Origin of the sequence: Paraburkholderia panacisoli, assembly GCF_008369935.1 — a bacterium.
Taxonomy (GTDB): Bacteria; Pseudomonadota; Gammaproteobacteria; order Burkholderiales; family Burkholderiaceae; genus Paraburkholderia; species Paraburkholderia panacisoli.
On the sequence record NZ_VTUZ01000030.1, the window covers coordinates 23,680 to 50,565 of the forward strand.

Consider the following 26,886-nt stretch of genomic DNA (forward strand, 5'->3'; position numbering starts at 1 on the left):
ATCGAGCGACCCGCCGTGCATCCCGTACGATCTCGGCCCATCCGCGAAACCGGGAGGTAGCGACGGAATCGGCGGCAAAGTAGATGACGTATCCGCGCGGGTCGAATTCACGTCTACCTTTCGACGCAAGGCCCATCCAGGGCGAGACAGTCCGATCGTTGGACAGTGGGCGTTCGACCGGAGCGTGTGATTGGATCCGCTCGGGTACGGTACTCGAAGAATTTGGGAGCTGCAGTGCGATCTGAGTGAACGCATCCACTGCCTGACGTGGTTGCCGTGTGCCATGCGGTGTCTGCCACGACGCCTGATCTTTCCAGAATACCTGGCGAAGCCCTTCGTCCTTGGTCAGACGATCAAAGGCGCTTGGCGCGGCATGGCGGAGTTCCAGGAGGCCGTCCGGACCGCAACGAAACTTGCGTTCGGCGGCCGAGAGGATCCTGTGCATTTCCGCAAGGGCACCGGTCGAACGCCATTGTTCAAAACGGAGCCGGCACGTCGGTATTGACGGAAAGGCGCTCGGCAGCCGGGACCACGGTTCACCACTGGTTAGTATCTACAGCACGGCATTTGCCACGACGCGAGCCGGCACGCGGGGCCGGCCGCGTTGCCCATGGCCGATGGCCGATGGCAGCATCCGACAAAACGGGGGCCAGCTGCAGCCATTCTTCGTCACTGATTTCATTGAAATGCATGCTGCCCTCCGCATACCCATTGCATTGCGCGGGACCTGGTGTCTCCGGTCGCGCTACGCGCTGGTCGCCGCCCACGTTGATAGGGACGACAGGGCAAGCAGATCCTCGACGCAATCCGATAGCTCACAGAGCTCCTGAGACCAATGACTCTTGGCGTCGTGCAGATGTTGCCGTCTGAGATCGCGCAGCGCGTTGCCGAGGCGTCGGAGGGCCTCGGGCTCGCTGTTCGTCAACGGCCAGCCTCTTAGCAGATGCGTCAGCGGCACGACGCTTCTGCTTTCGCACCACAGGTCGAAAAGGTGCAAGCACATCTCGTTGACTTGCTCGATAGAGTTTTCTCGCTCAGACAGGTAGGGGATCATGACAACACCCAGATATGGAACGATTGATCTGCGCATTCATCGTATGCGACCAGTTAAGTGTTCCTGGTAAATCCGTTTAGATTTGGCTAACCAGGCAGCCTCTTGAAGCCGAAAAAATCACATTTCGACAGCTTCCGATTAATCACAGGCACCGCGGGCATAGATGCCATTCCGACCGTAATCGAATTGGATATATATATCTCTCCGCAAACGTGTGTTAGCTCAGCGACTCGAGGCGAATAAAGCACGTCAGATCCTCGGTAGGAAGAACTCCATTCAGAGTGAAATGATGATCTGTTGAAGCGCTCCGGTCCTGTGCGCGTCGCCGATGCTCAGCGCTCACTGCATCACCGTCCTTGCCAACTTGCTTGCCCTTGCGCCGAAAATCAGGGATATCTGTATAGGGGGCGGGCTTTTGCTGGGTCGCGTGTTTCTCCAGCGATCGGGTAACGCCGCCTGTTTTCCGATTGCGCTGAAAGGTCAGTATTCCCGCTTCCTGAGGAAGCGATATTGTTCGCGTCTCTCCGAATGCGATCGAGTAATGAAAGTCGACACAAATTACCGTTGCCAATGCATGTGCCATAGACACTGCAAGACCGCTTGCGGACGACATTCTCGGGGTCCTGAAGTCACCTTCACCTGGACACGGGCGAATTCAAACGTCTCCAATAGATCACGACGGATTTCAGAACCCGACATTCGATGCTAATAGGGTACTTTCGACTGAAGTCCGAGAGCTTTACGGACCTTGTCGCCACCTTCGAAAACCTCGGACAACGGCTCGTTTCCTTTGCGGAAATAATAGTACACACCCATCAGGCCCATTGCACATGCCGCAAGGATTGCAGGAATCGCCAGTCCAAGGAAGATAGCCCGGAAACTCAATCCAAGTGTCATCAGAATCCCACCCATAGACGCGCCCAGAATTCCTCCGAAGCGGCCCATGCCAAGCATCCAGCTAACCCCAGTTGCCCGGCAGTGAATCTGGTAAAACTGCGCAGCGACTATGGGCATCGTTGTTGTCGCGCCCATTGCAAATCCCGTCGTAAAGACGAGAACCCGCAGCAGAGATACATCTCCTGGATTTAGTCCTATCGAAATAATCGAAACAGCCGCGCATCCATAGGAAATACTCACGACGACATAAGTGCTGAACCGATCAATCAGCCATCCCATCAATATGGTGCCGAACATGCTGCCAAACATGAACATCCCAGTCACCACAGCGGCCTGCGGCATCGGCACGCCCGATTCCTTCATCAAGGTTGGGAGCCAACTCGTCAGGAGATATACGACGATAAGCCCCATGAAAAAAGTTATCCAGAGGAACCAAGTTCCTGCCGCGTTCCCTTCGCTAAAAAGAGACCGGATAGAAGAACGCGAATGTCCCCCAGCTTCTCCCGAAAGATGGAACGTTAGTGTTTCCTCTGCTGGCAAAGGCGCAATTTTTCGGAGAATTCTTGCGATTTCTGCGCTCGAAGCCGCCCTCCACGTCAGGAATCGCACGGATTCTGGCAAGGTCAGCATAAGAACGGCCGCCAGAGTCACTGGCAACAGACCGCCGAGCCCAAGTAAGCTACGCCAGCCGAACATTGGGATAACTGAGGAGGCGACAAAACCCGTTGACGCAGAGCCAAGTGCGAAGCCACAAAACATCAACGTAGACAGCAAAGCACGCTTGCGCCGAGGGGCATATTCTGTCATTAACGTGACGGTATTTGGCATGGCTGCGCCAAGACCTAGTCCGGTAATGAATCGAAATGCGGTCAGGGACCATAGCGACCAAGCGCCTGCGCTTAACGCACTGGCCACACCGAAGACCAGGACCGATGCAACAATCACCACCTTCCTGCCATGCTTGTCGGCGAGCGGTCCAGCCGTTAGCGCTCCAATTGCAAGTCCGAAGAGAGCAGCACTCATCACAGGCGCTAGTGCCGCCTTACTGACGTCCCACTCTGTAACGAGCGATGGTGCGATAAAACCCATGGCGGCTGTATCGAGACCGTCGACAGCAACCACCAGAAAACACAGGAACAAGATCAGCCATTGGTATGGCGAAAATCGGTTTTCATCTAAAAATTGCTGGACATCGATGGGGGGCGGATTCATGCATTATCTCCAGATATTTTCGTCTAGTAGTCAACTACATAGTCTTTTGGGTGATCTCTACGCCGGCGCATACACACGCGAGTCTTAAGCTTTGTCTATCTGCCACTATCACTTCACAGGAACTCGCCGTAACACAGCCGCCGTTCAAGGTGCCGCTCTACACAGTCGCACCACTTGGGTTGCCTGCGAAAAGGCCTTAGCCCGGCTCACCCGTCGGATCTTTAAAGAATCTCTAACCAGCCGCTAGCGAGACCAACCCATTGTGATATGCCGCAGCGATCGAATATCCACTACGCGGCTTCGCTGCAAACCGCAAGCGCGGGGTGTCCCGCCATTGTCTTTCCGACAGCGGTACTGGGCACCGGTGGATCTTCGCGCAGATGTTAGTCGGAGACGACACGTTGTGTATGCGTTGGGTCTGCGCACTACCCGCCGTGCGGCGAGCGCCGGTCAGGTCAATGTATGGGCGACGATCGCCCTCCGTCGGCGTACGCGGCGCGGCATGTTGGCTCTCTATGCCAATTCGAAAACTCTCGAAATAGACCACGATCGTGTTCATCTTTATCCATTTCAACTTGGCCTCCGCGAAACCATGGTTCCGCTCACACCAGTATGTACGGACATAGTAGAATCTAAGTTCTCGGTTGTAAACATTTTTTGAAAAAAATCATCCTTACTCCGCTTGGATCATTCCTGAATTCTGACGCTGCAATTCTTTATGCTAGGATGTCCGTACATAGTGAGATTGACTGGCCCTGGAAACCGACCAAGGTCAGTGAACGGAAATTGACGTTGCCGTTCTTAGGGGACGCCGCATTCGCGCGGAGGTTCTACCAGCAGGTGACTGGAGCGGCCCCCGGAATCACCGGACACAGTCTCCCACTTAAAATAGCGGCATACGACTGTGTTTTTGACTAACAACAAGCAAGAAGTGATGGAAGTGTTGACGGGACCGGAGCGCCGGCGGCGGTGGTGAGCGGACGAGAAGCTGGGGATGGTGCGAGAGAGTTTCGAGCCGGGCAAGTCGGTCTCGATGGTTGCACGCCAGCACGGCCTGAATCCGAATCAGCTGTTTCACTGGCGCAAGTTGTATCAGGACGGCAGCCTGTCGGCCGTCAGTGCCGGCGAGGAAGTCGTGCCGGCGTCGGAGCTGAGCGACGCACTCAAACAAATCAGGGAGCTTCAGCGACTGCTCGGAAAAAATGGTATGGACGCCTCCTCATCGCATAATTGAGGCCTCGTCCTACCGGAGAGCGCAAATGGAATCGACAGTCGTGGGTGTAGACATCGCCAAGCGGGTTTTCCAACTGCACTGGATAGTTGCAGATACCGGCGAGGTGTTCGACAGACAGCTTCGTCGTACCGAGTTCCTGGAGCACTTTTTAGTGAACGATGCTGGCGAAGCGCTGGGTCGCATGATCAGGCTTGTAATGGCCAACGCGAAGACCGTGGCCATGCGTAGCGCTGTCACGTCGTGCGATGTCGACGGCTTGTTCACATTGAAGTAATTCTGTACGTGACGAATTTACCGATACGCATTCGACCTGAAATTCAATATGTGTGAACATGGAGAACGCGCAAAATGGTCATCAAACGGATTCAATACATTGAAACTTCGAGTGGTCAACTTGCCTATCGGATTGACGGAAGTCCGGATGCCGAGCCCTTGTTGCTTATACAGAGATTTCGTGGCGTTATCGACGAGTGGGATCCTGAGTTCATCGAAAAGCTTGCGGCTCATCGCAGGGTTATCCGCTTCGACAGCGCGGGAGTTGGGCGTTCAGAAGGGAACGCTCCAACCACAGTTACCGAGACTGCCAACATTGCGTTTGAGTTCCTGGACGCACTCAAAATCGACGCCGCTGACATACTCGGTTGGTCGTTGGGGGGGTATATTGGGCAGGCAATGGCACTCCGTTCGCCCGAGCGTGTGCGTCGGTTGGTCATTGCGGGCTCCGGTCCGGGTGCAATCACAGAGGGCGTAAAGCGTCACCCTCGTGTCAACGAGATCGCCCCTAAAGAAACGGTCGATGATGAAGATTACCTCTTTCTATTCTTTGCGGACTCTGAGACAAGTAGAGCTGCCGGCCGCGCTAACCTGGCGCGAATTGCTGCTGACAATGACGGGCCTGCTACCCCAATGCTCTCAGTTATGAACCAGCTCAAGGCGATCGTGAACTGGACAAATGGTGGTGACGCCGCGCGGCCTCGGCTCAAGGAACTTTCCATGCCCATCCTGGTGGCAAATGGAGTGACAGATGTCATGGTGCCGACGTACGGTTCATTTGTCATTTCGCAAGAGGCACCAAACGCCAAGCTTGTGCTGTATCCAGACGCTGGGCACGGCTTTCTGTTTCAACACATCGACGAGTTCACCAGAGAGGTTTTGGCATTTCTCTCCGCGTAGAGCGCGTTTCGGCCGGGTCGGAATCTCGCACATCCTATTTAGGTGATAGGGAGGCACCCTTGCCGCGTATGTACGTGCAATCGAACCCAAGAAACTAGTAACGATTCCCGGAGGCGATTTCGATCCCTGCCGTGGGAATTTCCAGCACGCCCGTACTTCGGCGGCAAGTTGCTTCAATGAACATTTGCGTCAAGAAGCCGCCCAACCATGATGCGGTTGCTCCACAGCACGACCTCATATTGGACAAAGAGAAATACTGACGCAATCAAGACGGCCGCGGTCGAAAGTGTGATGCGACCAGGCGGACGCACCGTAGTTATCGCTTGAAGGTGCGGCGGACAATGTGGTGATTTTGAGAAAGTGCTCATTCAGGAAGATACGCTGACTCTCAACGATGCGCTCTCACAGGAGCGGGCCCGCCTCGCGCGCTGAACAACGGGTAGAGCACGTGACTCGCGCCAGAACGTCACCGGAGACGAATCCTTTCCTTGAAGACAGCGGCACGCTTTGTGCCTAATGAAATTAGGAGAATTTTTAAACATGAACGAATTACTTGAACGCGTGATAGAAGCGCATGGTGGAACCGAAAAATGGCACGGTATACGTGCCATTGATGTCGTGTTCAACTTTTCTGGTGGTCTTCTTGACTTGAAAGGATTCCCCGGCCACCACCGCCCGGTCGTATCGATAGAGACTGCGAGGCCTCGCGCCGTGTTCCAGCGGCTCGGTGGAGATCCTGACGATCGCTGGATATTCACACCAGACCGTGTTTGGGTCGAGCGCCGGGACGGCGAGGTTGTCGAAGAGCGGTTTGTTCCGCGCGCGGCATTCGCGGGGCATGAACGCTCTACTCCGTGGGACCGGCTGCATTTGACCTATTTCCTCGGCTATGCAATCTGGAATTACCTGACCGTGCCGTTCCTTTTCACCCGTGACGGGTTCATAACCCGCGAACTGGAAGAGCACATCGAAGGTAACGAGCGCTGGCGCGTCCTCGAAGTGACCTACCCGGACGATGTTCCCGCGCATACCAACGTACAAAAGCTGTACTTTGACGAGCAGTTCATGCTCAAGCGACTCGACTACGTTACCGATGTGTTGGGCGGCGTGGCTGCGCACTACTGCTACGATCCTGTAACCGTCGACGGCATTATCTTCCCAAGCTTGCGGCGCGTGGTCAGGCGTATTCCTGAGGGTCCACTCCTCTCGGGCCGAACGTCCTTCATTCTCGACTATGTGGACGTGGTAGTGCGTCGGTGAAACGGCCCTGGCGGCCGATTTGATGAAGGTAAACGGCCCGACCCGATCGGCTCGCTGTACGTACTCAAGGAAGTATCAGGATGGCCGCGCCATCCTGAGCATTGCCGGTTATGTATATCTCGCAAGCGTTGATTCTGCGACCCCATGTACCGGAGTATCGCTGTTTTCGCGGGAAACGCATCATCTTTCTCTCATCTAGCTGGACGGAGTCCCGAATGCCTCTTCATTCCGCAGACGTGCTGTTTCGCCCTTTCCGTGTCAAATCGTTGGAATTGAAAAATCGCATCGTGATGGCGCCAATGACCCGCGCAAAAGCACCGGGCGGTATCCCGGAATACGCGAACGTTGCCTACTACCAGCGTCGTGCCGCAGCTGACGTAGGACTGATTCTTTCGGAAGGAACAGTGGTCAACAGGCCCGCATCGCGAAATGAGCCCGGCGTTCCTTTCTTTCACGGCCACGCCGCGCTCGATGGATGGAAGAAAGTCATCGATGTCGTGCATTCGGAAGGTGGACGCATGGGGCCGCAAATATGGCACGTAGGCTCGCTTGGCGGCAAATCTGGTTGGGAGCCTGGTAGTCCTGTTGAGAGCCCCTCAGGGTTGGTGGCACCGGGCAAGGAACGGGGCGTTCAGATGAGCGATGAGAATATCGCCGACACTATTTCAGCATTTGCCCGCGCCGCCGGAGAAGCGAAGCGGCTAGGTTTTGACACCCTGGAGATTCATGGCGCGCATGGCTATCTCATCGACCAGTTTTTCTGGGCGGATACGAACCGGCGCCCAGATGGTTACGGTGGCACCACGCTCAAGGAGCGCTCACGTTTTGCCAGCGAGATTGTGGCTGCGGTTCGCGCCATGGTAGGAGACAACTTCCCGATTATTCTCCGCGTCAGTCAGTGGAAACAGCAGGACTATTCGGCCCGCCTTGCTGAATCGCCCGCAGCGATGGCAGACTGGTTGGGACCACTGGTCGATGCTGGTGTGGACATGCTTCACTGCTCGCAACGACGTTTCTGGGAACCTGAATTCCCCGACGACGATGGCCAGAACGGCCTCAACTTCGCCGGGTGGGCCAAGAAGCTGACGGGTGCCCTCACGATTAGCGTTGGCTCCGTTGGGCTCTCGGGCGACGCGGTGGACTCATTCGCGGGCAAACGGTCAACGAATATCGGGCTGGAACGCCTGATCGAACGAATGGAGCGAGAAGAGTTCGACTTGATCGCGGTCGGTCGCGCTTTGCTTGGAGATCCACAATGGGCGGAGAAGATCAAGGCAGGCGCTCACGCTGACCTCAATGGCTTTGATCCCTCAGCGTTCGCCGAGTTGATCTAGTCGTTCAAGTGCGTCAGTAACGGTGCCCTCTCGCTCACAGATCGCCACATCTTCCGAGTGCCTGGTTCCGGGACGGTACAGTGGTGATCACGACATCGAGGATTTATTCGGTGGTCGTACCGTGGTCAAGGATGCGGATATTATGATCCGCGCCCGGGCCTCACCTTTGGATTTGCCTATGCTGCGCGCGGGGGCGTGTGACCCTTAAGTGTGCGATTCACAGACATCGTTTCACTTTCTTGTAGATCGTTTTCTTGGCGTACTTGAGCTCGTGGCTCCGTGAGGAGACGCGATTTCAAGCGCGCGCCGATGATGGTCGGCAAGGGTCTTGTCGACTCGCCATTCGCGGTGCCGGATTCGCTCCTTTCGCTCGTCGTAGGCGCTTTCGACTTGCTCCGCGAGAGGTGTGACTTCGCCCGCTTCCGCTATGCGGTCGACGGGCGTCTTGCCTCCGAGCGAGCCGTGAGGGCGACGCCAGTTGTAGTCGAATTGCCATTCCTCAAGACGCTGATCAATCTCGGCCTCGGTCGCGGCATGGTGGAACCAGAACTCGTTCAGGTCCGTCAGTTGTGAACGCTCCACCTTGCCATTGAGGTGTGGTGAGCGTGGCGGAAGCGGTCGGAATTTAATGCACTCGCTCATCAGACGCCGCTGCACTGATTCGGCGAAGAACTCGCCGCCCCTATCAGTCTGGATACGCTGGATAGGAAACGGCATCTCCTCGATGACGCGATCGAGAAAAAGCAGCGTATTACGGGCATTTCTACGTGGGTGCACGGCCAGTACGCGGAAGCGCGAGCAGTCGTCGATGGCCGTGTATTGATAAACGCCTCGCGCGATCTTCATCGTGTCCATCTGGACCCGATCTCCCGGAACCGGGCGGCTATAGCGTCTAGGATGTGCCGGTCGTCTGGCCCGCACTAACGGCTTCACAGCCGCTTCGCTCAGAACCTTATGGATGGTAGCGAGCGACAGATCTCTTTGTTCGCACAGTCGCAACTCGTTTTGGATTCGCGGTGCTCCCTTGCGCTCGGCACGCAGCGGAGAATCGTCGCCCGATCAGCCTCGGTGATCTTCCGGTTTGGACTGTTGTGAGGGCGGCGACTTTGAGAGTGCAGACCTTCTTCTCCAGCATCCCGGTAGCGTCGTAACCATTTGCGAAGTGTCGGTCTCGATACGCCACACCGCGAGCATAAGAGACCGGCGTTGCCGGTCTCGTGATACATCAGCACCCATCGCAATCGAGTCGCAATCTCACGGTCCATCGCCTCATTTTAGTTGAAACGATGTCTATGAATCACACACATCATCGCCGCAGATACACAACCAGGAACTCAGTCACGAGTACGTCCTCGCCGCGCGCCGCGGCTAACCGTAGCCCCGCTGAGACGAACTCTCCTCAAATCGCAACCATCACCGTGCTTCAGTCCCCAGCCCCCACAAGGGAGGGATCAGAGCCTCTCCCCTGGTCCACAAGCGCCCTGATCTGACGCGCCAATTAAGATGTCCGCTGTATTCAACGCGACGGGGAATATACGGCTCTTGCGTCCTCAATGCGAGCGTTCACCATCTTCACCTTTCTTCGCGCTGCTCTCACGCTTCCATAGTTTCTCTCGCGGTTCCTTCCAAAGTCTTGTAAGGAGACTCTTCCGGCGGCTCGTCGACGCGCATATGCGGCGGATGTCCGTGTTTGTCAACGAGATGCTCGGTGCCGGACAGCTTGCGTAAAATCACGTAGAAGACCGGCGTCAACATAAGCCCGAACAGCGTCACTCCGAGCATCCCGAAGAATACGGCCACACCCATTGCATGACGCATTTCCGAGCCCGCTCCCGACGACAGCACGAGCGGCACCACCCCCATGACGAAAGCAATCGACGTCATCAGGATTGGGCGCAGACGTAGACGGCTAGCTTCAATCGCGGCCTGGACTATCGAGCGACCCTGCATTTCCAGCTCACGAGCGAACTCGACGATCAGGATTGCATTCTTCGCCGAAAGCCCCACCAGAACCATCAAACCGATCTGCGTGAAGATGTTGTTGTCCCCTTTGGTCAACCAGACTCCCAGCAACGCGGATAGAAGACTCATCGGCACAATCAGGATCACTGCTAGTGGCAACGTCAGACTTTCATAGAGCGCAGCGAGCACCAGGAACACTAGCAGCACGCTGATCGGGAAAATCCATAGGGCGGTGTTACCCGCGAGAATCTGCTGATATGTCAAGTCCGTCCATTCGAACTTGATGCCGCGCGGCAGGGTTTCCGCTGCGATACGCTCGGCAGCAGCCTGTGCCTGACCAGACGAATACCCTGGCGCCGGGCCGCCATTGATATCCGCCGCAGGGTAGCCGTTGTAACGTACGACCGTGTCCGGGCCGTACGTCGGCGTCACTCTGACGACAGACGACAGCGGCACCATCTCGCCATTGACGTTCCGGGTCTTCAACAGGCCGATGTCTTCGGAATGCGCACGGAACGGCGCATCCGCCTGAACACGGACCTGATACACGCGACCGAAACGGTTGAAATCGTTTACGTATAGAGAACCAAGATAGATCTGCATCGTATTGAACACGTCCGTGATCGAGACTCCCAGTTGCTTTGCTTTCACCCGGTCCAGATCGACGTTCACCTGAGGAACGTTGATCTGATAGCTTGAGAACGTCGGGCCGAGTTCGGCTGTTTGTCCAGCCTTTTTGATAAACGCCTGGGTCGCGGTATTGAGCGCTTCATATCCAAGCGCACCTCGGTCTTCCAGTTGCATCTTGAAGCCACCGAGCGTGCCTAATCCCAATACTGGTGGCGGTGGGAAAACCGCGATAAACGAACCCTTGATCCCAGCATACTTCTGGTTCAGTTGCGCCGCGATCGCGGTTGCAGACTGCTCCGGCTTGCCCTTGCGCTCACCGAACGGTTTGAGCGTGACGAACAGGATACCGGCGCTCGACGAATTAACGAACCCATTTACCGAAAGACCGGGGAACTCGACTGCGGATTCAATTCCAGGCTGCTTGCGGGCGATCGCCGTCATTTCTTCGATCACTGCTTCCGTGCGGTCGAGCGTGGCGCCATTGGGCAATTGTGCGAATGAGACCAGGTATTCCTTGTCCTGCGCTGGCACGAATCCACCCGGCACTACCCTACCCATCAAAACCGCAGCGCCGAGCAACACCAGATAGACAGCCACCATGGCTGCCTTGCGATTGATGACACCAGTCACGCCCCTGCTGTAATTTTCCGAGCCACGATGGAACACCCTGTTGAACTGACGGAAGAATCCACCGAACAACCGGTCCATCGCGCGCGTCAACCAGTCTTTCGGTTCGTCATGCCCCTTCAGCAACAGGGCCGCGAGCGCCGGTGACAACGTGAGCGAATTGAACGCCGAAATTACCGTTGAGATTGCGATTGTCATCGCGAACTGCTTGTAAAACTGGCCGGTCAAACCCGACATGAACGCCAGCGGCACGAATACGGCAACAAGCGTCAACGCGATGGCGACGATCGGTCCGCTCACCTCTCGCATGGCCTGATAGGTCGCCTCCCTTGCCGATAATCCTGAGCCGATGTTTCGCTCAACGTTTTCCACCACGACGATCGCATCGTCAACCACGATCCCTATCGCGAGCACCATCCCGAAGAGCGACAAGGCGTTGATTGAAAATCCAAAGGCGAGAAGCAGTGAGAACGTCCCAATAATCGACACCGGCACTGCGAGAAGCGGAATGATCGACGCGCGCCAGGTTTGCAGAAAAACAATCACGACTAGAACAACCAGCGCAATCGACTCGATCAGCGTATGAATCACTGCCTCAATACTGGAACGGACAAATTGCGTCGGGTCATAGACAATCTGGTAGCTGACTCCGGCCGGCATGTCGGCATTGAGCTCCTTCATCGTCTTGCGGACTTCATCGGAAATCTGCAGGGAGTTCGCGCCCGGTTGCTGGAAAATCCACAAAGCAACTGCCTGCTTGTTGTCGATGAGTGCACGCAGGCCATACTCCGATGCCGCCATTTTTACACGCGCAACATCGCGTAGATAAGTGACTGCTCCGCCGGGAGCCGTCTTCAGAATGATGTCCCGGAATTGCTCTTCCGTTTGGAGGCGTCCCTGCGCATTCACACTCAACTGAAGTGTCACACCGGGCGCACTGGGTGACGAACCGATGACGCCAGCCGCTACCTGAATGTTTTGCTCGCGGATCGCGTTCACAACGTCTGTGGCGGTCAATCCGCGTTGCGCCACCTTCAGCGGATCGAGCCACACCCGCATCGAATAATCGCCGGAACCCTTAAGCTGAACCTCGCCAATGCCCTGGAGGCGCTCTATCCTATCCTTGATGTTAATCAACGCGTAGTTGCGCAGATACGTCATGTCGTAACGGTCGTTCGGCGAAGTGACGTGAACAACCATCGTAAGCGTCGGCGACGACTTCACCGTCGTCACCCCTAGTCGTTGCACATCCTCTGGCAGACGCGGAAGCGCCTGATTCACGCGGTTTTGCACGAGTTGCGTATTCTTGTCCGGGTCCGTACCCAGTTTGAATGTCACTGTGGTCGTCAAGTTGCCGTCGCTCGTCGCTTGCGACTGCATATACAGCATGTCCTCGACACCGTTGATCTGTTCCTCGATCGGCGCGGCCACGGTTTCAGCAATAACCTTCGGATTTGCGCCAGGGTACTGCGCATGAATCACGACCGACGGCGGAATAACCTCCGGATATTCCGAGATTGGCAACCTGAACATGGCGATGATGCCGGCCAGTAGGACGAGTATCGACAACACCCCGGCAAATATGGGGCGATCGATAAAAAACTTCGAGATGTTCATGACAGTTTCCTGTGTGTACGGTCCACGGCTCCAAGAACCTGTAGATGCTTTCGTGTATCTCGTTCAGCACAACGTATCCGCCCAGACCCGACAACGGCGCGACCGGCATCCTCGCGGAAATCGTCGTTCAACTGCGGTCGGGTGCGAATGCCACAACCGTTGTCTCCGCATGAGTCGCCGACGCCGCGACTGTTTCAGTCCAAGTCTGCACTCTGTTCGTCAACACCCTTCGCGTTTACCCCATCAATGTTCCGAGCTCGAATTCTGCTTGCTTCTAGCGCACGGATAAATCGACTCCGCGCCGAAACACAATTCGCGGTTCGTGAACAATTATGACGATGTGTCTTGCTAAACAAATATTTTCTACCGCCGGCACTTTTACGCATACTGGGCTTCCAGTTCTGCGCCTAGCTCGGACAGAAATGTCCGATATGTTGTGAAGAGCAGACTATTTTTATTCGCAGTCGAGGGCACTAAACTCATGCTCGTTGCATCGGGAACCGGAAACACGCTCCCGACCTCCACTGAACTCAGCATCCTTTTTGAATCGGCTACAAAGAAAAAATGTCCAAACTTCATTCCCCCGTTAAAGTCGGTCCCTACGAATTCTCCCATCGCGTGGTGCTGGCACCGCTCACCCGCATGCGCGCGGGAGAAGGTGCAAGACCCGGCCCACTAATGGCCGAGTACTATGCCCAACGCACTTCCGAGGGTGGATTCCTGATTAGCGAATGTTCCATCGCGGCTCCCAACGGCAATGGCTACCTCGGTGCGCCTGGCTTGTATGACGACGGCCAGATTGCCGGTTGGAAGCTGGTGACGGACGCCGTGCACGCCAAAGGCGGCCGTATCTTCGCGCAGATCTATCACGCCGGTCGACAGTCCAACAGCCAGTTGCAGCCAGGGGGTGCTCAGCCCGTCTCGCCGTCGGCCGTGCTGCATGGCGGCGCCGCCTACACTGAATCGGGCTGGGTTCCGAACACGCCCAGCCGTCCGCTGACAATCCCCGAAATCGCAGATCTCGTCGAGAGCTTCCGGACCGCTGCGATTCGCGCTAAAGAGGCTGGCTTCGATGGCGCTGAGCTGCATGCCGCCAATGGCTACCTGTTCGATCAGTTCCTGCAGGACGGCAGCAACAAGCGCACCGACATCTATGGCGGCTCGTTCGAAAACCGAGCTCGCTTCCTGATCGACGTCACCAAGGCCGTCAGTTCTGTCTGGGGCAGCGAACGCGTAGCCGTGCGCCTCGGACCCAGCGGCACCTGGGGCGATATGTCCGACAGCAATCCGGAAGGTCTCTTCACCTATGTGGCGCAAGAACTGGCGAAACTGAACCTGGCCTACCTGCACCTTATCGAGCCACGTGTATTCGGCAACGTCGATGACGAGAGCAAGGACCAGAACCCAGTCGCCGCACAGCTGATCCGCAAACACTACAAGGGTGTCATTGTCGCCGCCGGCGGCTTCAAGGGTCATACGGCTGAAGCAGTCCTTCAGGCGGGCGACGCTGACCTGGTTGCCTTTGGGCGCGACTTCATCGCCAACCCCGATCTGCCTGAACGTCTGCGGCGCAACCTCCCACTGAACCCATATGACCGCCCCACCTTCTTTGGCGGTTCCGAGATCGGCTACACCGACTATCCGTTTTATAGCAGCGACTCTGTAGCAGCATAACGGAATACATTATGAGCAAGCTTTTTACGTCTGCCGCCCTGCGTCAGTTGAAGCCGCCAAACCGTATAGCAATTTCTCCCATGTGCCAATACGTTGCCAGAGACGGCCGCGCCACGTCTTGGCATCTGATTCACTACGGTAGCCTCGCCTCATCTGGTGCAGGGCTACTGTTCATCGAGGCAACGGCTGTCGAACCGAAAGGGCGGATCACACCCGGCGATCTTGGCTTGTGGGATGACATCACCGAGGCAGCGTTGAAGCCGTCCATCGATGCCATCCACGAGTACTCGTCGGCCTCTGTAATCCTGCAACTGGGCCACGCTGGACGCAAAGCATCTAGCGAAGTGCCGTGGAAAGGCGGCCAACAAATCCTGCCGGCAGACGGCGGCTGGCATACATACGCTCCGTCGGCGCTGCCGCAGATCGACGGTGAAATCCCGCCGCTGGCACTGGATCGGGCCGGCATGGTGCGAATACGCGAAGCCTTCGTTGCATCCGCGCAGCGTGCCATACGGCTCGGCGTAAACGGCCTGGAATTGCATGTCGCACATGGCTACCTGCTGCATGAGTTTCTCTCGCCTATTTCGAACCGGCGGAGCGACGAATACGGCGGTTCATTGGAAAATCGCATGCGCTTCCCGTTGGAGGTCTACGACGCCGTACGCGCTGTTTTGCCTTCGGAAATGCCACTGGGGGTCAAGGTCTCTGCCACCGACTGGGTAAACGAAGGCTGGGATCTGGAACAGACCATTACCTTCGCGCAAGCACTTAAGCAGCGTGGTGTCGACTGGATCTCAGTATCTTCCGGGGGTATTTCGCCACGGCAGAAAATTGCTATCGGCCCAGGCTATCAGGTGCCGTTCGCCCACGCCATCCGCGATAGAGCCCAGGTTGCAACCATCGCAGTGGGTTTGATCACGGATCCCCAGCAGGCTGAAGAAGTAATCTCGAGCGGCCAGGCGGACTTCGTCGCAATGGCGCGCGCCGCCCTGTACAACCCCCGCTGGGGCTGGCATGCGGCGGCCCAGTTAGGCGCTAATGTGACGGCAGCACCGCCATACTGGCGCGCCCCACCCCGCGAACATCCGGATCTATTCCAGGGCACGCACTACGGTGCACGCTGAACGGGAATCGTATTTGATTTTCTTTAAGAAACTTCTGCCTCGACATCGCCCGGCCCCGCAATTCAGGCGTCGCCGTGCGATGTCCCAAGCTCTGAAGGCAGTCGTGCAATCTTGACATCCCCCTCGTCCTTTAGAGCTGAGCTTTACCCACAAGTCCGCTTGTAAACTGGATCGGACGGTGTTAACTTTCGCGCATCCAATTGATGTAGCGGCTGCGGATTGGCGATCGGAGACGACACGGCAGACTGGGCGAGCGAGGAATTCGCGCAAGCGAATCTCGGAGACGCTCGCCTGTCGCATCGCCTGATTGCGTTAGCACGTCAACTGGCGACCAGCCCCCACACGTCGCTGCCGCAGGCTCTCTCGCCTGCTGAACTGAAGGCGGCCTACCGGTTCTTTGACAACGACCAGGTCGATACCGACGGTGTACTGGCGCCGCACATCGCGCAGACGCTGCATCGTATGGAGCAGACCCCGGTAGTGCTGGCTATACAGGACACAACCGAATTCAACCTGACGCATTTGCCTGCCACAGATGGCTTGGGGCGCTGTACCGGTGGCAACGAGCGTGGGTTCTTGATGCACAGCTTGCTGGCGGTCAGTCCGGAAGGTTTGCCGCTTGGGCTACTGGGCATGAAGACGTGGGCACGTCCTGAAGGAACGAAGGGCAGCGCCGCGCAGCGCAAATCCCGCCCCATCCATGAGAAGGAAAGTATCAAGTGGATCGAAGGACTTGCGCACCTGTCGGCGCTGAAGTCGCGCTGTGAGCACACGCAACTCATTGGCATCGGCGATCGTGAAAGCGATGTCTATGAACTGTTTGCTGCGCAACGCCCGGACGGGGTGGACTGGCTGGTGCGCGCGGCATGGAACCGCTGCGCCCGCCATCCCCAGCGCTATCTGTGGCAGGCGGTACTGCACACCCCCGTAGCAGGTCACACCGAGTTGCTGGTGCCAGCCAAAGGGACTCGTCCCCAGCGCACCGCACGCCTGACATTGCGACACGCATGCGTACGTCTGCGACCGCCCCAGACACGGACCCGTTTGCCCGAGTTGGACGTCTTCGTCGTGCATGTCATCGAGGACGAACCGCCGGCCAATATCCTGCCAATCGAATGGATGCTGCTCACCTCGGTGCCCACACATTCGCCCGCGCAGGCGCTTGAGCGGCTGCAATGGTATGCGCGGCGCTGGACGATCGAGACCTGGCACCGGGTGCTCAAGAGCGGCTGCCGCATCGAGGCCCGTCAGTTCGGCACGCTCGAACGCTTCGTTCGGGCCACTTCCCTGTTCGCGGTCATTGCCTGGCGTATTCTCTACACCACGCTGCTGGCACGGCTGGACGGTGACCTGCCTTGTGAAGTGGTCCTCCAACCCGTCGAATGGCAAGCCCTGTATTGCCGCGTGCATCGAACCACCCGGCCGCCGGACACGGTGCCGTCGCTGCACCAGGCGATACGATGGATTGCCGCCCTGGGCGGCTACCTCAATCGACGTCATGATCCACCACCCGGCGCCACGGTCATCTGGCGAGGTTTCCTCGTCTTGCACGAAATCACCGAGATGTTCCGCATCTTTAGTTCTGGCCTGTAACTTGTGGGTAAAACTCAGTCCTTTAGAGCGGGGGTTCCTCCTGCGAGGCGGCCATGTCCGGCCGCGAGAATGTTGTGCGCCCCTGCGACTCTGCTCGCCGGCGGCAAGCGACGCAACGACATATTGCGATCGACCTGTACCGCCATGCCACCACGGTTAGGCGGCTCCGCTGTTATGCCCGAGAGGCATGCCCTCCTGCTTAGAAGGTCTTTGTCACGTCTCTCCACGAAAACTATAGTCGTTGTGCCAACACAGATCAAAGGTGGCGCCACCGAGATCTTTGTCTGATCGCTAAAGCCCTCGCAAACGAGGACTACGCAGCCGCCGACGCCAGGAAGCCCGCGAATGAGGTCATCGCCGATTTTCGTGACCGGTTGGGGCCGAGAAGGCTCTGGTTTCAGAAATGCTCCGGGCAACGGTAACAATCAATGAATCATTAACCAGATCCGTGAAGCGGTGAATCGCTCACGGAAACATTAGGAGATCACATGTCTAAGTTAGCCCAAAAAGTGGCACTCGTTACCGGTGGCTCACGCGGCATCGGTGCGGCAATCTCGAAACGTCTGGCTGCGGATGGAGCGAGCGTGGCCTTTACATATGCAAAGGACGCCAGCGCGGCTTCGGCCGTGGTCAAAGAGATCGAACTTAATGGCGGAAAGGCTATTGCGATCCAGGCCGACGCTACTGACGTCAAAGCTGTCGAGGCCGCAGTCGAAAAAACCTTTTCGACGTTCGGCCGGCTGGATGTGCTGGTGAACAATGCGGGCACGGCAATTCCAAAACCGTTCGAGGAGACGTCGCAGGAGGAAATGGACAAAGTGATCAACATCAACATTCGCGGCGTATTCGCTACGACCAAGGCTGCGCTGAAGCACCTGAGTGATGGTGGCCGCATCATCATGATCGGTTCGGCAGTGGGCGAGCGTGCCATTGCGCCCGGGCTGGTGCCCTACGCAGCCACGAAGGCAGCCGTCAGGATGTTCACCCAGGCGCTGTCCAGAGAGTTGGGGGGTCGTGGCATCACGGTCAACAACGTCCAGCCGGGTCCGATCGATACAGACCTGAATCCCGCCTCAGGTGAGTGGGCGGTGCCGCAGAAGGCCGCCACAGTACTCGGTCGCTATGGACGTGCTGAGGAGATCGCCGCGATGGTAGCGTTCGTGGCCGGCCCGGAGGCCTCGTACATTACTGGAACGAATCTTACCGTGGACGGCGGAATGAATGCCTGAGCCTGAGCACATACCAGGCCATAGATTTTAGGAAGAGAGGCGTCCGTGCGGACGCGACGGGGAGTCGACGAACTAACGGAGTCGGCTCCCCATTAACCTGTCGCCTCGAGGCAATCCAGCACCACCCCGTTCGTCACCCCGTCAGACTCTCGCATTGCAAACGGATCAGGCGTCCTGATTGCGCTACTGATCCGGACCGCCTTGATCTGCAGATACCCCCGTATCGCACCTCTTCTCAACCAGTTTGGCAAACTCCAAAGCGGAGGCCAGGTGTGGTGACTTGAGAACGAAGGTCTTGTCTGCGGCGAGCCCAGGCGCCAGCTTGTTCGCAGCGAGCAGCGACGGCGAATTCCGCGCAGTGTGAGGTACTGCCGCGAAGGCGCGGGGACAAACCTACCATCCTAGAAGAGTAGCAGTTTCATGCAAGACGCCTATTTAAAGCCCGCAACGCCATGCGGTCTGGGTGCTGCGCAAGAATGAGCCAAATCCGTGGCGGCTCCACGTCTACCGGCCGCAACGCGGTCCAGTTCCAAAGCGCATGCGGGCAGTATTTGACGGACTCGTCGCCCGGCTGAAGGATAAGGCTTGTCACGTGTAGTTGGGTGACTGTAGCCGAATTGGTGCGACAGAGATCGGCTCGACTGGACTAGCGTCGACAGCTTCGCGCTGCATCCCCTGGAGAACGCGATGCGTGGATTCGCACATGGCCCCCTTTCAGGAACGACTCTGCTGGGAGAAGTAACCAGTAGGAGCTGTTTCATCGCACCGCAGCAAGCCTGCCATTCGCGAGGTTGACCAAAGGCCGCGGAAAATCCAGAAGTGGGCTGTCATCTGGCGCGGACGTGTTTCTCCGTCGGACTCTCCGGCGATCGCGTCGACGCTGCTTGCGCGTAGCTCCGCGGACTACCATGATGAGTGTCCGACAATTGAGATCCACGTTCGGGATCACACATCGGTAGGAGTTCTTGAGAGCGTCGGAATCGCGAAGTCGATTTCGGCGTCGAGCCTGTCACCTCATCCAAGGAATTTAACTGCGAACCGACTCTCGTCATACCTCCATGGCTCCTCGCTCGGCCCCTTTCGAAGTCTTGTAAGGAGACTCTTCCGACCACCGTCAATCTGGTAACTCGAGAACGTCGTGCCGAGTTCAGGTGATAGTACGGCCCTCTTGATAGACGCCCGTCACGGCATTATTCGTTTCTGCCGTTTGTTCTTTTCAGAAATTCGGATTTATCCGTGGTGACAACACGTGTATATTGGGTAGCCAATTTTGAATAGTATTTTCGATCTACGGATCAAAAAGGATCTCCCAAATGACCATCGAAACACCCATCCTTTACGAATCAAAGGGCTCTCCCAACGCTCGCCGTGTGCGCTTCTTTATCGCGGAAAAGGACATCACGATTCCGATGAAGGCTGTCGACCTTGGCGCCAAGGAGCAGTTTTCCGATGCCTACAAGGCGATCAATCCGCGCAGCCAGGTACCGGCACTGACGCTCGCCGACGGTTCCACCATCACAGAAGTGCTCGCCATCTGGCGCTATCTGGAAGAAGCGTATCCGCAAACCCCGCTACTAGGCACTAGCGCGAAGACGAAGGCGCTCGTCACCTTGTGGGAACGCCGCGCCGAACTCGATGGCTTCGCACCGGTCATGGAGGGTGTGCGCAACGGGATTGCCGGGTTGAAGGGTCGGGCGCTGTCGGGTCCGCATGCGTACGAGCAGATTCCCGAACTGGTCGAGCGCAGCAAGCAGCGCGTGGCCAACTTTTATGCCGACTTCAATGAACGTCTCGCGGCCGTGCCATTTGTCGCCGGCGAGGAATTTTCAGCGGCGGACATAACGACGCTGGTAACGGTGGACTTCGCAACCAACGCACTGAAGATGCCGCTTCCGGCCGAGCACACAGCTTTTCAGCAGTGGTACGACAAGACGTCAATCCGTCCGGGCGCGAGTGCCTAACCAGACTTCCAAGTGAGCTTCATCGAGCGCTCGCTGTGAGTTCGTGAGCAGCTTCTACGAGGCGATTGGGCCCGTTGCGTCGCAAGGTACCCAATCGCCTGCTTCGGTTTTCTTCCGTGTTGATCCACCCACCATCACGAATGTCGCAAGAAAAGTGAGCTTGCGCCCCAAGCGGTCACCCAGTCGCCCAAAAATGAGGGCGCCTAGAGGTCGAAAGGCAAAACCGATCCCAAACGCAAGCAAGGCGAAAATGAAGTGTGAACGGCTTGATAGCCCGCTAAAGAATCGGGCAGATATTACGGAAGCGAGCGTTCCGTATAGGAACAAGTCGTACCATTCAAAGAGTGTCCCAAGCGTACACTCTACTAGAGCTCTCGCCTTCCCCAGGCTGCCGGCTACTGCGGCACCACTATAAATGCCGACATCCATTTTCTCCACTCCAACCGCCTGTCACGGTTGGATTTCCGGCATCCTCACCGATCCTCAACTTCACCTGTCTAATTTCCAAGCTTCTTAGCCAGGAACGCGCGCATCGCCATTCCTGGCTCATCCGTCAAGAATGCGTCGCCAAACGGACCGATGCTCATCTGAATGGCCTCCGTCAACGGAAGCTCCTCCCACGCGTTGCACAAAGCCTTCTGTGTCCTGATTGCCTCGGCAGGGCATTCGATAATCGCCGACACTATGTCTTCCACTGCAGCGTCCAGATTCTCAGGTCGGACGACATCGTCCAGCAACCCCCACGTGTGCGCAACTGTTGCGTCAACCGCCCGTCCAGTAAGCAGCCACGATCTAGTCCGGCCGGCACCGATTTGCCGAGGAAGCATGGCTGCGTGGACCACCGACGGGATACCGAGCTTGACTTCTGGCATCGCAAATTGGGAGACGGTCGAAGCGACCCGAATATCGCACGCGGCAGCAAACTCGACGCCCATGCCAAGGCACCAACCGTTGATCGCCGCTATAACGGGTACCGACAGGGTTCGAACACTTTCACAGAGATCGTTCACTCGGCTGATAAACTCGCGAGCAGTGGCTGGGTCAAGTTTCACCATCTCCTTGATATTGGCGCCCCCAATCCATGCACGATCGTTCCCCCCCGTAACGACGAGGCATCGAATTATATCGTCTTCCTTGATTTCTGTAATCGCCCGAATTAGCGACTCCATTTCGGATACACCGAGAACGTTTATCTTCCCCGCCCTGATGTCCAGATATGCGACGCCTCTCATGTCGCGCGACAGTGCGAAACAGCAGTTACCTTCTGTCTCCATCTCTTCCACCGTATTTAGTGTTGAGTACCGTTGTGTGTCAGTCGCGTCGCCAAACCGGTTTGCGACCTTCAAAGAATGCTTCAAGACCTTCCTGCGCTTCGTCGGTCAGCGCCACGTTGCAGAACTGCTCGACCGCTGTCTGGATATCTCGGCGGTAGTTTTGGTCAATAGCAGACATGTAGGCAGCGCGCCCGCGTCGAACAGTCTCAGCGGGCTTCGACGCTAGCGATTTTGCGAGCTGTCTTGCGGCGTCTAACATCGCGGTATCGTCGACAACCCTGTTAATCAATCCAATGTTGAGAGCCTCCTGGGCGGGGAAGGTGCGGCCGGTGAACAACAAATCGAATGCACGATGGCGTCCGATGATTCGCGGTAAATGCGCATAGTGGATCGCTGGTAGAAGACCATTATCGATTTCCGGATAGCCAAATGTCGCCGATTTGGATGCGACGACGAGGTCGCACGAGACGGCTACAGTCATCCCGCCTCCTCGAGTGGCACCTGACACTGCGGCGATTGACGGCTTGCCCAAAGCGAACTGCGCATCGAAGAGATCCACATACAGCATTTGAAGGACACCCCGGAGCTGCGAAGGCTGGTACGTGCGAAGAATTTTGAGGTCCAAACCAGCGCAAAAACGGTTCTGGATTGCGCTGTGCAAAATGACTGCCCTCGCCTCCCGATCCGTTGCCGCTCGTCGAAATGCAGCAAGCAACTCGTCAAGAGTCGACTCGTCCAGAGCGTTCACAGGGACGCGAGCCAGCGAAATTTCCGCGACGCCGTCGCGGATCTCATAAAAGATAGAGTTCATAGCTTCCAATACGTTTACTTATTGCGACGCTTTGATCGCGTGATGAGCGGAGAGGCGATCAAGCTCCGCCTGGTCCGATCCTTGACGCGGAGGTAAGGACCTGATTTGGCCTGGGGTGCGAGAGAATCGAACGGGAATATTCGTTACGCGCACGATTCCTTCGGTCGGATGTTCACGCTCTACAAAAAATTCCGTTTCCTTCAGGTGTTTGTCCTCGAGCAGATCATCGATTGACAACACAGGTGCCACAGGTATATCCGCTGGTTCCAGCAGATCGAGCCATTCCGTGGTAGTGCGCCCCTTCACGATCTCCGCCAGTGCCCCATAAAGCGAATCGAAATTCAGGCTGCGTTCTTTAGCACTTGTGAAGCGTGTGTCTGTAGCCATATCATCACGGCCAGCGAGCGTGAAAAAACGGCTCCATTGGGCGTCGGTGTACGGCAATAAACTGACGAAGCCGTCCTTTGTCTGATAGGGCCGTCGATGCGGCGACAACACGCGACCATAACCGGTCGGTCCGAGCGAAGGTTTAAAGGTCTTGCCTCCCAAATGCTCAATCAGAGCAAAGGAGACGAGAGTCTCGAACATGGGAACCTCGATGGCTTGACCTCGTCCAGACTTCTCGCGCTCATAGAGCGCCATCGGGATGGAATATGCGAGTGTGAGTCCAGCTACTTTGTCAGCGATGATCGTGTTTGCGTAAGACGGTGCATCGACGTTTTTACCTTGCAGACTTGCTATGCCACTCATTGCCTGAATGATGTCGTCAAAGGCCGGTTTCTCCGCATACGGTCCATTCTGACCAAAGCCGACCGCAGCGCAATAGATGAGACGCGCATTGTCACGAGACAGCGTCTCGTAGTCCAAGCCAAGCTTTCGCAAAGCTCGCGGCCGGACGTTGGACACAAAGACATCAGCATTCGCAATCAACCGCTTCAGCGTTGCCAAATCGTTCTGGACTTTCAAGTCAAGCGTGATGCTCTTCTTGTTACGATTCAGCGCAATATAGATTGCCCCCATTCCAGGGGAGCTCGCCGGCTCGGGATAGCGGAACACATCTCCTTCGGGTGCCTCAATCTTTAGGATTTCAGCACCCATGTCACCCAGTATCTGAGTGGCGTACGGACCCATTCCAACTGATGTCAGGTCGACTACCCTGACACCAGCAAGAGGTCCGAATAGATCTTCAGATGTGGGCGACGTGTCTTTAGTTGCGCTTGTCATGGTACAAATCTTTCGGTTTTTGTTGCGTACCTCCATAGTGAGAGCATCCGGCTATTCCAACAATCGACTTATTGTTATAGATCAATCTCGATTTGGAATAATTCGAGCGATAGGTCGACGGCGAGCGACGCCTTGCGTACCGGCGCAATACTCAGGACGTCGTCAGAAGGTTGGCTAGGGCGGCCTTCAATCCAAGGTGTTGCGGAGACCAGAGAAGAAGCAAGGCTTGTAGCCGTGGACCATCTCTGCCGCATTAGTCGGCAAAAGGGCTCGTTTTCCTCAGCCTGTTCATCAGCATGTCCGAGAACTTGCCCGCCGCAATTGATGGACGTCCGTTACCACGACGGATCAACGACAACACTCGGGGATATTTTTGGCTACCCTCAATCGGTACCACGCAGAGATTAAAAGCCTTCGCCAATGACACCACGTAAGCCGGAACAACGGCTATTCCGATTCCCGTACGTACGAGGCTTAGTAACGTGCTCAACGCGCCTGCTTCCACCATCGGCTGGAAGTCCTCCCGCTGTTCACGCATGATTGCCTCCACCATCCGTCCCATATTGTTGTCGCTACGCAGCATGATCACGTTTTCGTCCGCTATTCGCCGCCAGCTGACTTTGCGTGCAGTGGCCATCGGGTGATCGGCCGGGCACGCAAGAAACAGTCGATCCTCCTGGATAGGCTCGGTGAGCAGGCGCGGGTCGTCCCGGTCGGGCGCCACGACACCGAAGTCGACGCGGCCATTCAACACATACTCGATTGCCACATCGGTAGACACTTCATGCGCCTCAAGGCGAACGTGCGGATACGTGCGGTGGTATTCGGCCATCACATCGCAAATCAGGCCGTGAAATATCATCGGTGCGGCGGCGATGCTTACGCTGCCACGGCGCACCGAAGTCAAGTCCGCCAGGCTGCGGGCCGCAGCGTCGAGCGTACCAAGAATCTCTATCGCGAATCGGTACAAGTCAGTCGCGCCGTCCATTGGCTCAACCTTGCGCGTTGAGCGTTCAAATAGGGCGAACCCGACCTCATCTTCCAGTTCTGCACACAGTTTGCTGACAGCAGATTGCGTCATGAACAGTGCGTCAGCGGTCTCGGTGAAGCTGCGCAATTCATAGAGCTTAACGAATACCTTCAATTGCTTGACCGTCAGATTCATCACCTACTCTCCTTATGTGCTGACAGCGGAGCCCTTCGGCACGACGTCAAATTATTCCAGATCATGATGGATTCATGAAGATAAGTCCATTGTCGGAATAGCTAAACCGACGCAGTATCTTCCCAAGGCGCAACCCTCACGGAGACAGAGGGCCGCCAGCCCACCTGCTGCGACGAACTTTGTTCGACACACCTGCCCGTAAAGCACAGACCAAGCGGTACAACGACATGAGCCACAGCCCTATTGCGACAGTGCGCAGTGCTATCGCATCCTCACCATCAACTCGTGTGGAAGCGTGCAATAGCAGAGAACTGCCTGACGAAACCGAATCAATGACGGACGATCCATCGCAGGACACGATTCTGGAAACACGCAACATGACGCGTGCGTTTTCAGGCTTCGTGGCCGTGCAGGACGTCTCGCTTCGCGTCGAGCGTGGTTCGATTCACGCTTTGATCGGCCCAAATGGTGCGGGAAAGACAACGTGTTTCAATCTACTAACAAAATTTCTTCAGCCAAGCGCCGGAAGAATTTTCTTCAATGGTGAAGACATCACGCGCAGCAATCCTGTACAGGTTGCGCGACGTGGCCTTGTCAGGTCGTTTCAGATTTCGGCAGTATTCCCACACCTTAACCTGCGTGAGAATGTCCGCCTTGCCTTGCAAAGGCGACTTGGTACTACCTATCATTTCTGGAAAAGCGGGCGCTCACTGAACCCGCTCGACATGCACGCTCTGGAGCTGCTCGACGAAGTCGGATTGGCGTCATATGCCGATGAGCAAGCCAGCAACCTCTCATACGGACGTAAGCGAGCGCTTGAAATTGCGACCACTCTTGCGGCAGATCCCGAACTCATGCTTCTTGACGAACCAACTCAAGGGATGGGTCACGAAGACGTCGGACGCATCACCGCGCTCATAAAGCGCGTTTCTGTCGGACGTACAGTGTTGATGGTCGAACACAACATGAGCGTCATCTCGACAATCGCGGATACCGTTACGGTGCTACAACGCGGCAAAGTCATTGCCGAAGGCTCATACCAGGATGTATCACGCGACCAGCGCGTCACTGAGGCCTATATGGGCATGCCCACTGAGGCGTTGTGATGGCCTGTGTCCTCGAAATCAAAAATCTCCAGGCGTGGTATGGCGAATCACACGTTTTGCACGGTGTGGATATTTGCGTTCATGAAGGGGAAGTTGTAACACTGCTAGGTCGAAACGGAGCCGGGCGCACGACTACCCTGCGCGCCATTATGGGCATGACAGACGCGAGAAGCGGAAGCATTGCTATACGCGGAACAGAGACCACTGGACTACCCGGTCACAGGGTCGCGCATCTGGGTGTTGGCTATTGCCCGGAAGAGCGCGGCATTTTCGCAAGCTTGACCTGCGAGGAAAATCTCCTGCTACCGCCGGTATTGCGCGGCACCACACCTTCCATGTCACTGGACGAGATCTACGACATCTTCCCGAACCTTGCTGAACGCAGGCACAGCCCAGGCACGCGACTGTCTGGAGGGGAACAGCAAATGCTCGCGGTCGCACGTCTTCTGCGCACCGGCGCCGATCTGCTATTGCTTGACGAGATATCCGAAGGCTTGGCACCCGTCGTGGTGAAATCGCTTGCTCGCACAATCGGAATACTCCGTGCCAAGGGTTTCACTATCGTAATGGTAGAACAGAACTTCCAGTTTGCCGCTCCACTGGCCGACCGGTTCTACGTTATGGAGCACGGCCGGGTTGTTGAGTCGTTCGGAGCATCGCAATTGCCTGCGCTCGCATATCGCTTGACCGAACTTCTCGGGGTTTAAGCCCACATTCATATTACA

At 56.6% G+C, this 26,886-nt stretch carries 18 protein-coding genes and 4 pseudogenes; 12 read left to right on the forward strand and 10 right to left on the reverse strand.

Annotated features, from left to right (window positions below):
* Window positions 1-745: 745 nt before the first annotated feature.
* From FVF58_RS33475 to FVF58_RS33485, 3 genes are all read right to left on the reverse strand, one after another.
* Window positions 746-1,054, reverse strand: coding sequence for a hypothetical protein (locus FVF58_RS33475; protein WP_149674033.1), 309 nt, complete (start codon window positions 1,052-1,054; stop codon window positions 746-748).
* A 217-nt stretch (window positions 1,055-1,271) separates the two neighbouring features.
* Entirely contained in the window at window positions 1,272-1,667 is a 396-nt protein-coding gene (locus FVF58_RS33480) for a hypothetical protein (RefSeq protein WP_149674034.1), read from the reverse strand.
* A 92-nt stretch (window positions 1,668-1,759) separates the two neighbouring features.
* Entirely contained in the window at window positions 1,760-3,163 is a 1,404-nt protein-coding gene (locus FVF58_RS33485) for an MFS transporter (RefSeq protein ID WP_149674035.1), read from the reverse strand.
* Between the two features lie 994 nt (window positions 3,164-4,157).
* Between FVF58_RS33485 and FVF58_RS33490 the strand changes: the two are divergent.
* From FVF58_RS33490 to FVF58_RS33510, 5 genes and pseudogenes are all read left to right on the forward strand, one after another.
* Window positions 4,158-4,376, forward strand: a pseudogene (locus tag FVF58_RS33490) (transposase); the annotation flags it as partial.
* Window positions 4,377-4,422: 46 nt separating this feature from the next.
* Window positions 4,423-4,545, forward strand: a pseudogene (locus FVF58_RS33495) (IS110 family transposase); the annotation flags it as partial.
* 200 nt (window positions 4,546-4,745) lie between these two features.
* On the forward strand, window positions 4,746-5,570 hold the full coding sequence (locus FVF58_RS33500; RefSeq protein ID WP_149674036.1) for an alpha/beta fold hydrolase: 825 nt from the start codon (window positions 4,746-4,748) through the stop codon (window positions 5,568-5,570).
* Between the two features lie 540 nt (window positions 5,571-6,110).
* The gene (locus tag FVF58_RS33505; RefSeq protein WP_149674037.1) at window positions 6,111-6,830 is read left to right on the forward strand and encodes a hypothetical protein; all 720 of its coding nucleotides are present in this window, start codon (window positions 6,111-6,113) and stop codon (window positions 6,828-6,830) included.
* Window positions 6,831-7,045: 215 nt separating this feature from the next.
* Window positions 7,046-8,164, forward strand: a complete 1,119-nt coding sequence (locus tag FVF58_RS33510; RefSeq protein ID WP_149674038.1) for an NADH:flavin oxidoreductase — start codon at window positions 7,046-7,048, stop codon at window positions 8,162-8,164.
* A 231-nt stretch (window positions 8,165-8,395) separates the two neighbouring features.
* Here the strand turns inward: FVF58_RS33510 and FVF58_RS33515 are convergent.
* A pseudogene (locus FVF58_RS33515) lies at window positions 8,396-9,429 on the reverse strand (IS481 family transposase).
* Between the two features lie 328 nt (window positions 9,430-9,757).
* Window positions 9,758-13,000 (reverse strand): efflux RND transporter permease subunit, encoded by a 3,243-nt coding sequence (locus tag FVF58_RS33520; RefSeq protein ID WP_149674039.1) that lies wholly within the window; start codon window positions 12,998-13,000, stop codon window positions 9,758-9,760.
* A 564-nt stretch (window positions 13,001-13,564) separates the two neighbouring features.
* On the opposite strand from FVF58_RS33520, the gene FVF58_RS33525 reads away from it, so the two are divergent.
* From FVF58_RS33525 to FVF58_RS33545, 5 genes are all read left to right on the forward strand, one after another.
* The gene (locus FVF58_RS33525) at window positions 13,565-14,674 is read left to right on the forward strand and encodes an alkene reductase (RefSeq protein ID WP_149674040.1); all 1,110 of its coding nucleotides are present in this window, start codon (window positions 13,565-13,567) and stop codon (window positions 14,672-14,674) included.
* Between the two features lie 11 nt (window positions 14,675-14,685).
* Window positions 14,686-15,798: an NADH:flavin oxidoreductase/NADH oxidase gene (locus tag FVF58_RS33530; protein ID WP_149674041.1), complete on the forward strand. Its 1,113-nt coding sequence runs from the start codon at window positions 14,686-14,688 to the stop codon at window positions 15,796-15,798.
* A gap of 219 nt (window positions 15,799-16,017) precedes the next feature.
* Complete coding sequence (locus tag FVF58_RS33535) at window positions 16,018-17,391, forward strand: IS4 family transposase (protein WP_149674042.1); 1,374 nt, start codon at window positions 16,018-16,020, stop codon at window positions 17,389-17,391.
* 488 nt (window positions 17,392-17,879) lie between these two features.
* On the forward strand, window positions 17,880-18,620 hold the full coding sequence (locus FVF58_RS33540; RefSeq protein WP_149674043.1) for an SDR family NAD(P)-dependent oxidoreductase: 741 nt from the start codon (window positions 17,880-17,882) through the stop codon (window positions 18,618-18,620).
* A 1,313-nt stretch (window positions 18,621-19,933) separates the two neighbouring features.
* Window positions 19,934-20,581 (forward strand): glutathione S-transferase, encoded by a 648-nt coding sequence (locus FVF58_RS33545; protein ID WP_149674044.1) that lies wholly within the window; start codon window positions 19,934-19,936, stop codon window positions 20,579-20,581.
* Window positions 20,582-20,698: 117 nt separating this feature from the next.
* Here the strand turns inward: FVF58_RS33545 and FVF58_RS33550 are convergent.
* The 5 genes and pseudogenes from FVF58_RS33550 to FVF58_RS33570 all read right to left on the reverse strand — a co-directional run.
* Window positions 20,699-21,010 (reverse strand): annotated as a pseudogene (locus FVF58_RS33550) (MFS transporter); the annotation flags it as partial.
* 68 nt (window positions 21,011-21,078) lie between these two features.
* Complete coding sequence (locus FVF58_RS33555; protein WP_246217271.1) at window positions 21,079-21,939, reverse strand: enoyl-CoA hydratase; 861 nt, start codon at window positions 21,937-21,939, stop codon at window positions 21,079-21,081.
* Window positions 21,893-22,666, reverse strand: coding sequence for an enoyl-CoA hydratase/isomerase family protein (locus FVF58_RS33560; protein WP_149674047.1), 774 nt, complete (start codon window positions 22,664-22,666; stop codon window positions 21,893-21,895). Before FVF58_RS33560 ends, FVF58_RS33555 begins: the two co-directional genes overlap by 47 nt.
* A gap of 18 nt (window positions 22,667-22,684) precedes the next feature.
* Window positions 22,685-23,890: a CaiB/BaiF CoA transferase family protein gene (locus FVF58_RS33565; RefSeq protein WP_149674048.1), complete on the reverse strand. Its 1,206-nt coding sequence runs from the start codon at window positions 23,888-23,890 to the stop codon at window positions 22,685-22,687.
* A 253-nt stretch (window positions 23,891-24,143) separates the two neighbouring features.
* Window positions 24,144-25,055 carry a LysR family transcriptional regulator gene (locus FVF58_RS33570; protein WP_149674049.1) on the reverse strand — a complete coding sequence of 304 codons (912 nt, stop codon included), beginning with the start codon at window positions 25,053-25,055 and terminating at the stop codon, window positions 24,144-24,146.
* A 332-nt stretch (window positions 25,056-25,387) separates the two neighbouring features.
* Here FVF58_RS33570 and FVF58_RS33575 point away from each other — a divergent pair, with 332 nt between their 5' ends.
* Together FVF58_RS33575 and FVF58_RS33580 are read left to right on the forward strand one after the other, a co-directional pair.
* Window positions 25,388-26,161, forward strand: a complete 774-nt coding sequence (locus tag FVF58_RS33575) for an ABC transporter ATP-binding protein (RefSeq protein WP_149674050.1) — start codon at window positions 25,388-25,390, stop codon at window positions 26,159-26,161.
* Window positions 26,161-26,868: an ABC transporter ATP-binding protein gene (locus FVF58_RS33580; RefSeq protein WP_149674051.1), complete on the forward strand. Its 708-nt coding sequence runs from the start codon at window positions 26,161-26,163 to the stop codon at window positions 26,866-26,868. Before FVF58_RS33575 ends, FVF58_RS33580 begins: the two co-directional genes overlap by 1 nt.
* Window positions 26,869-26,886: the final 18 nt, after the last annotated feature.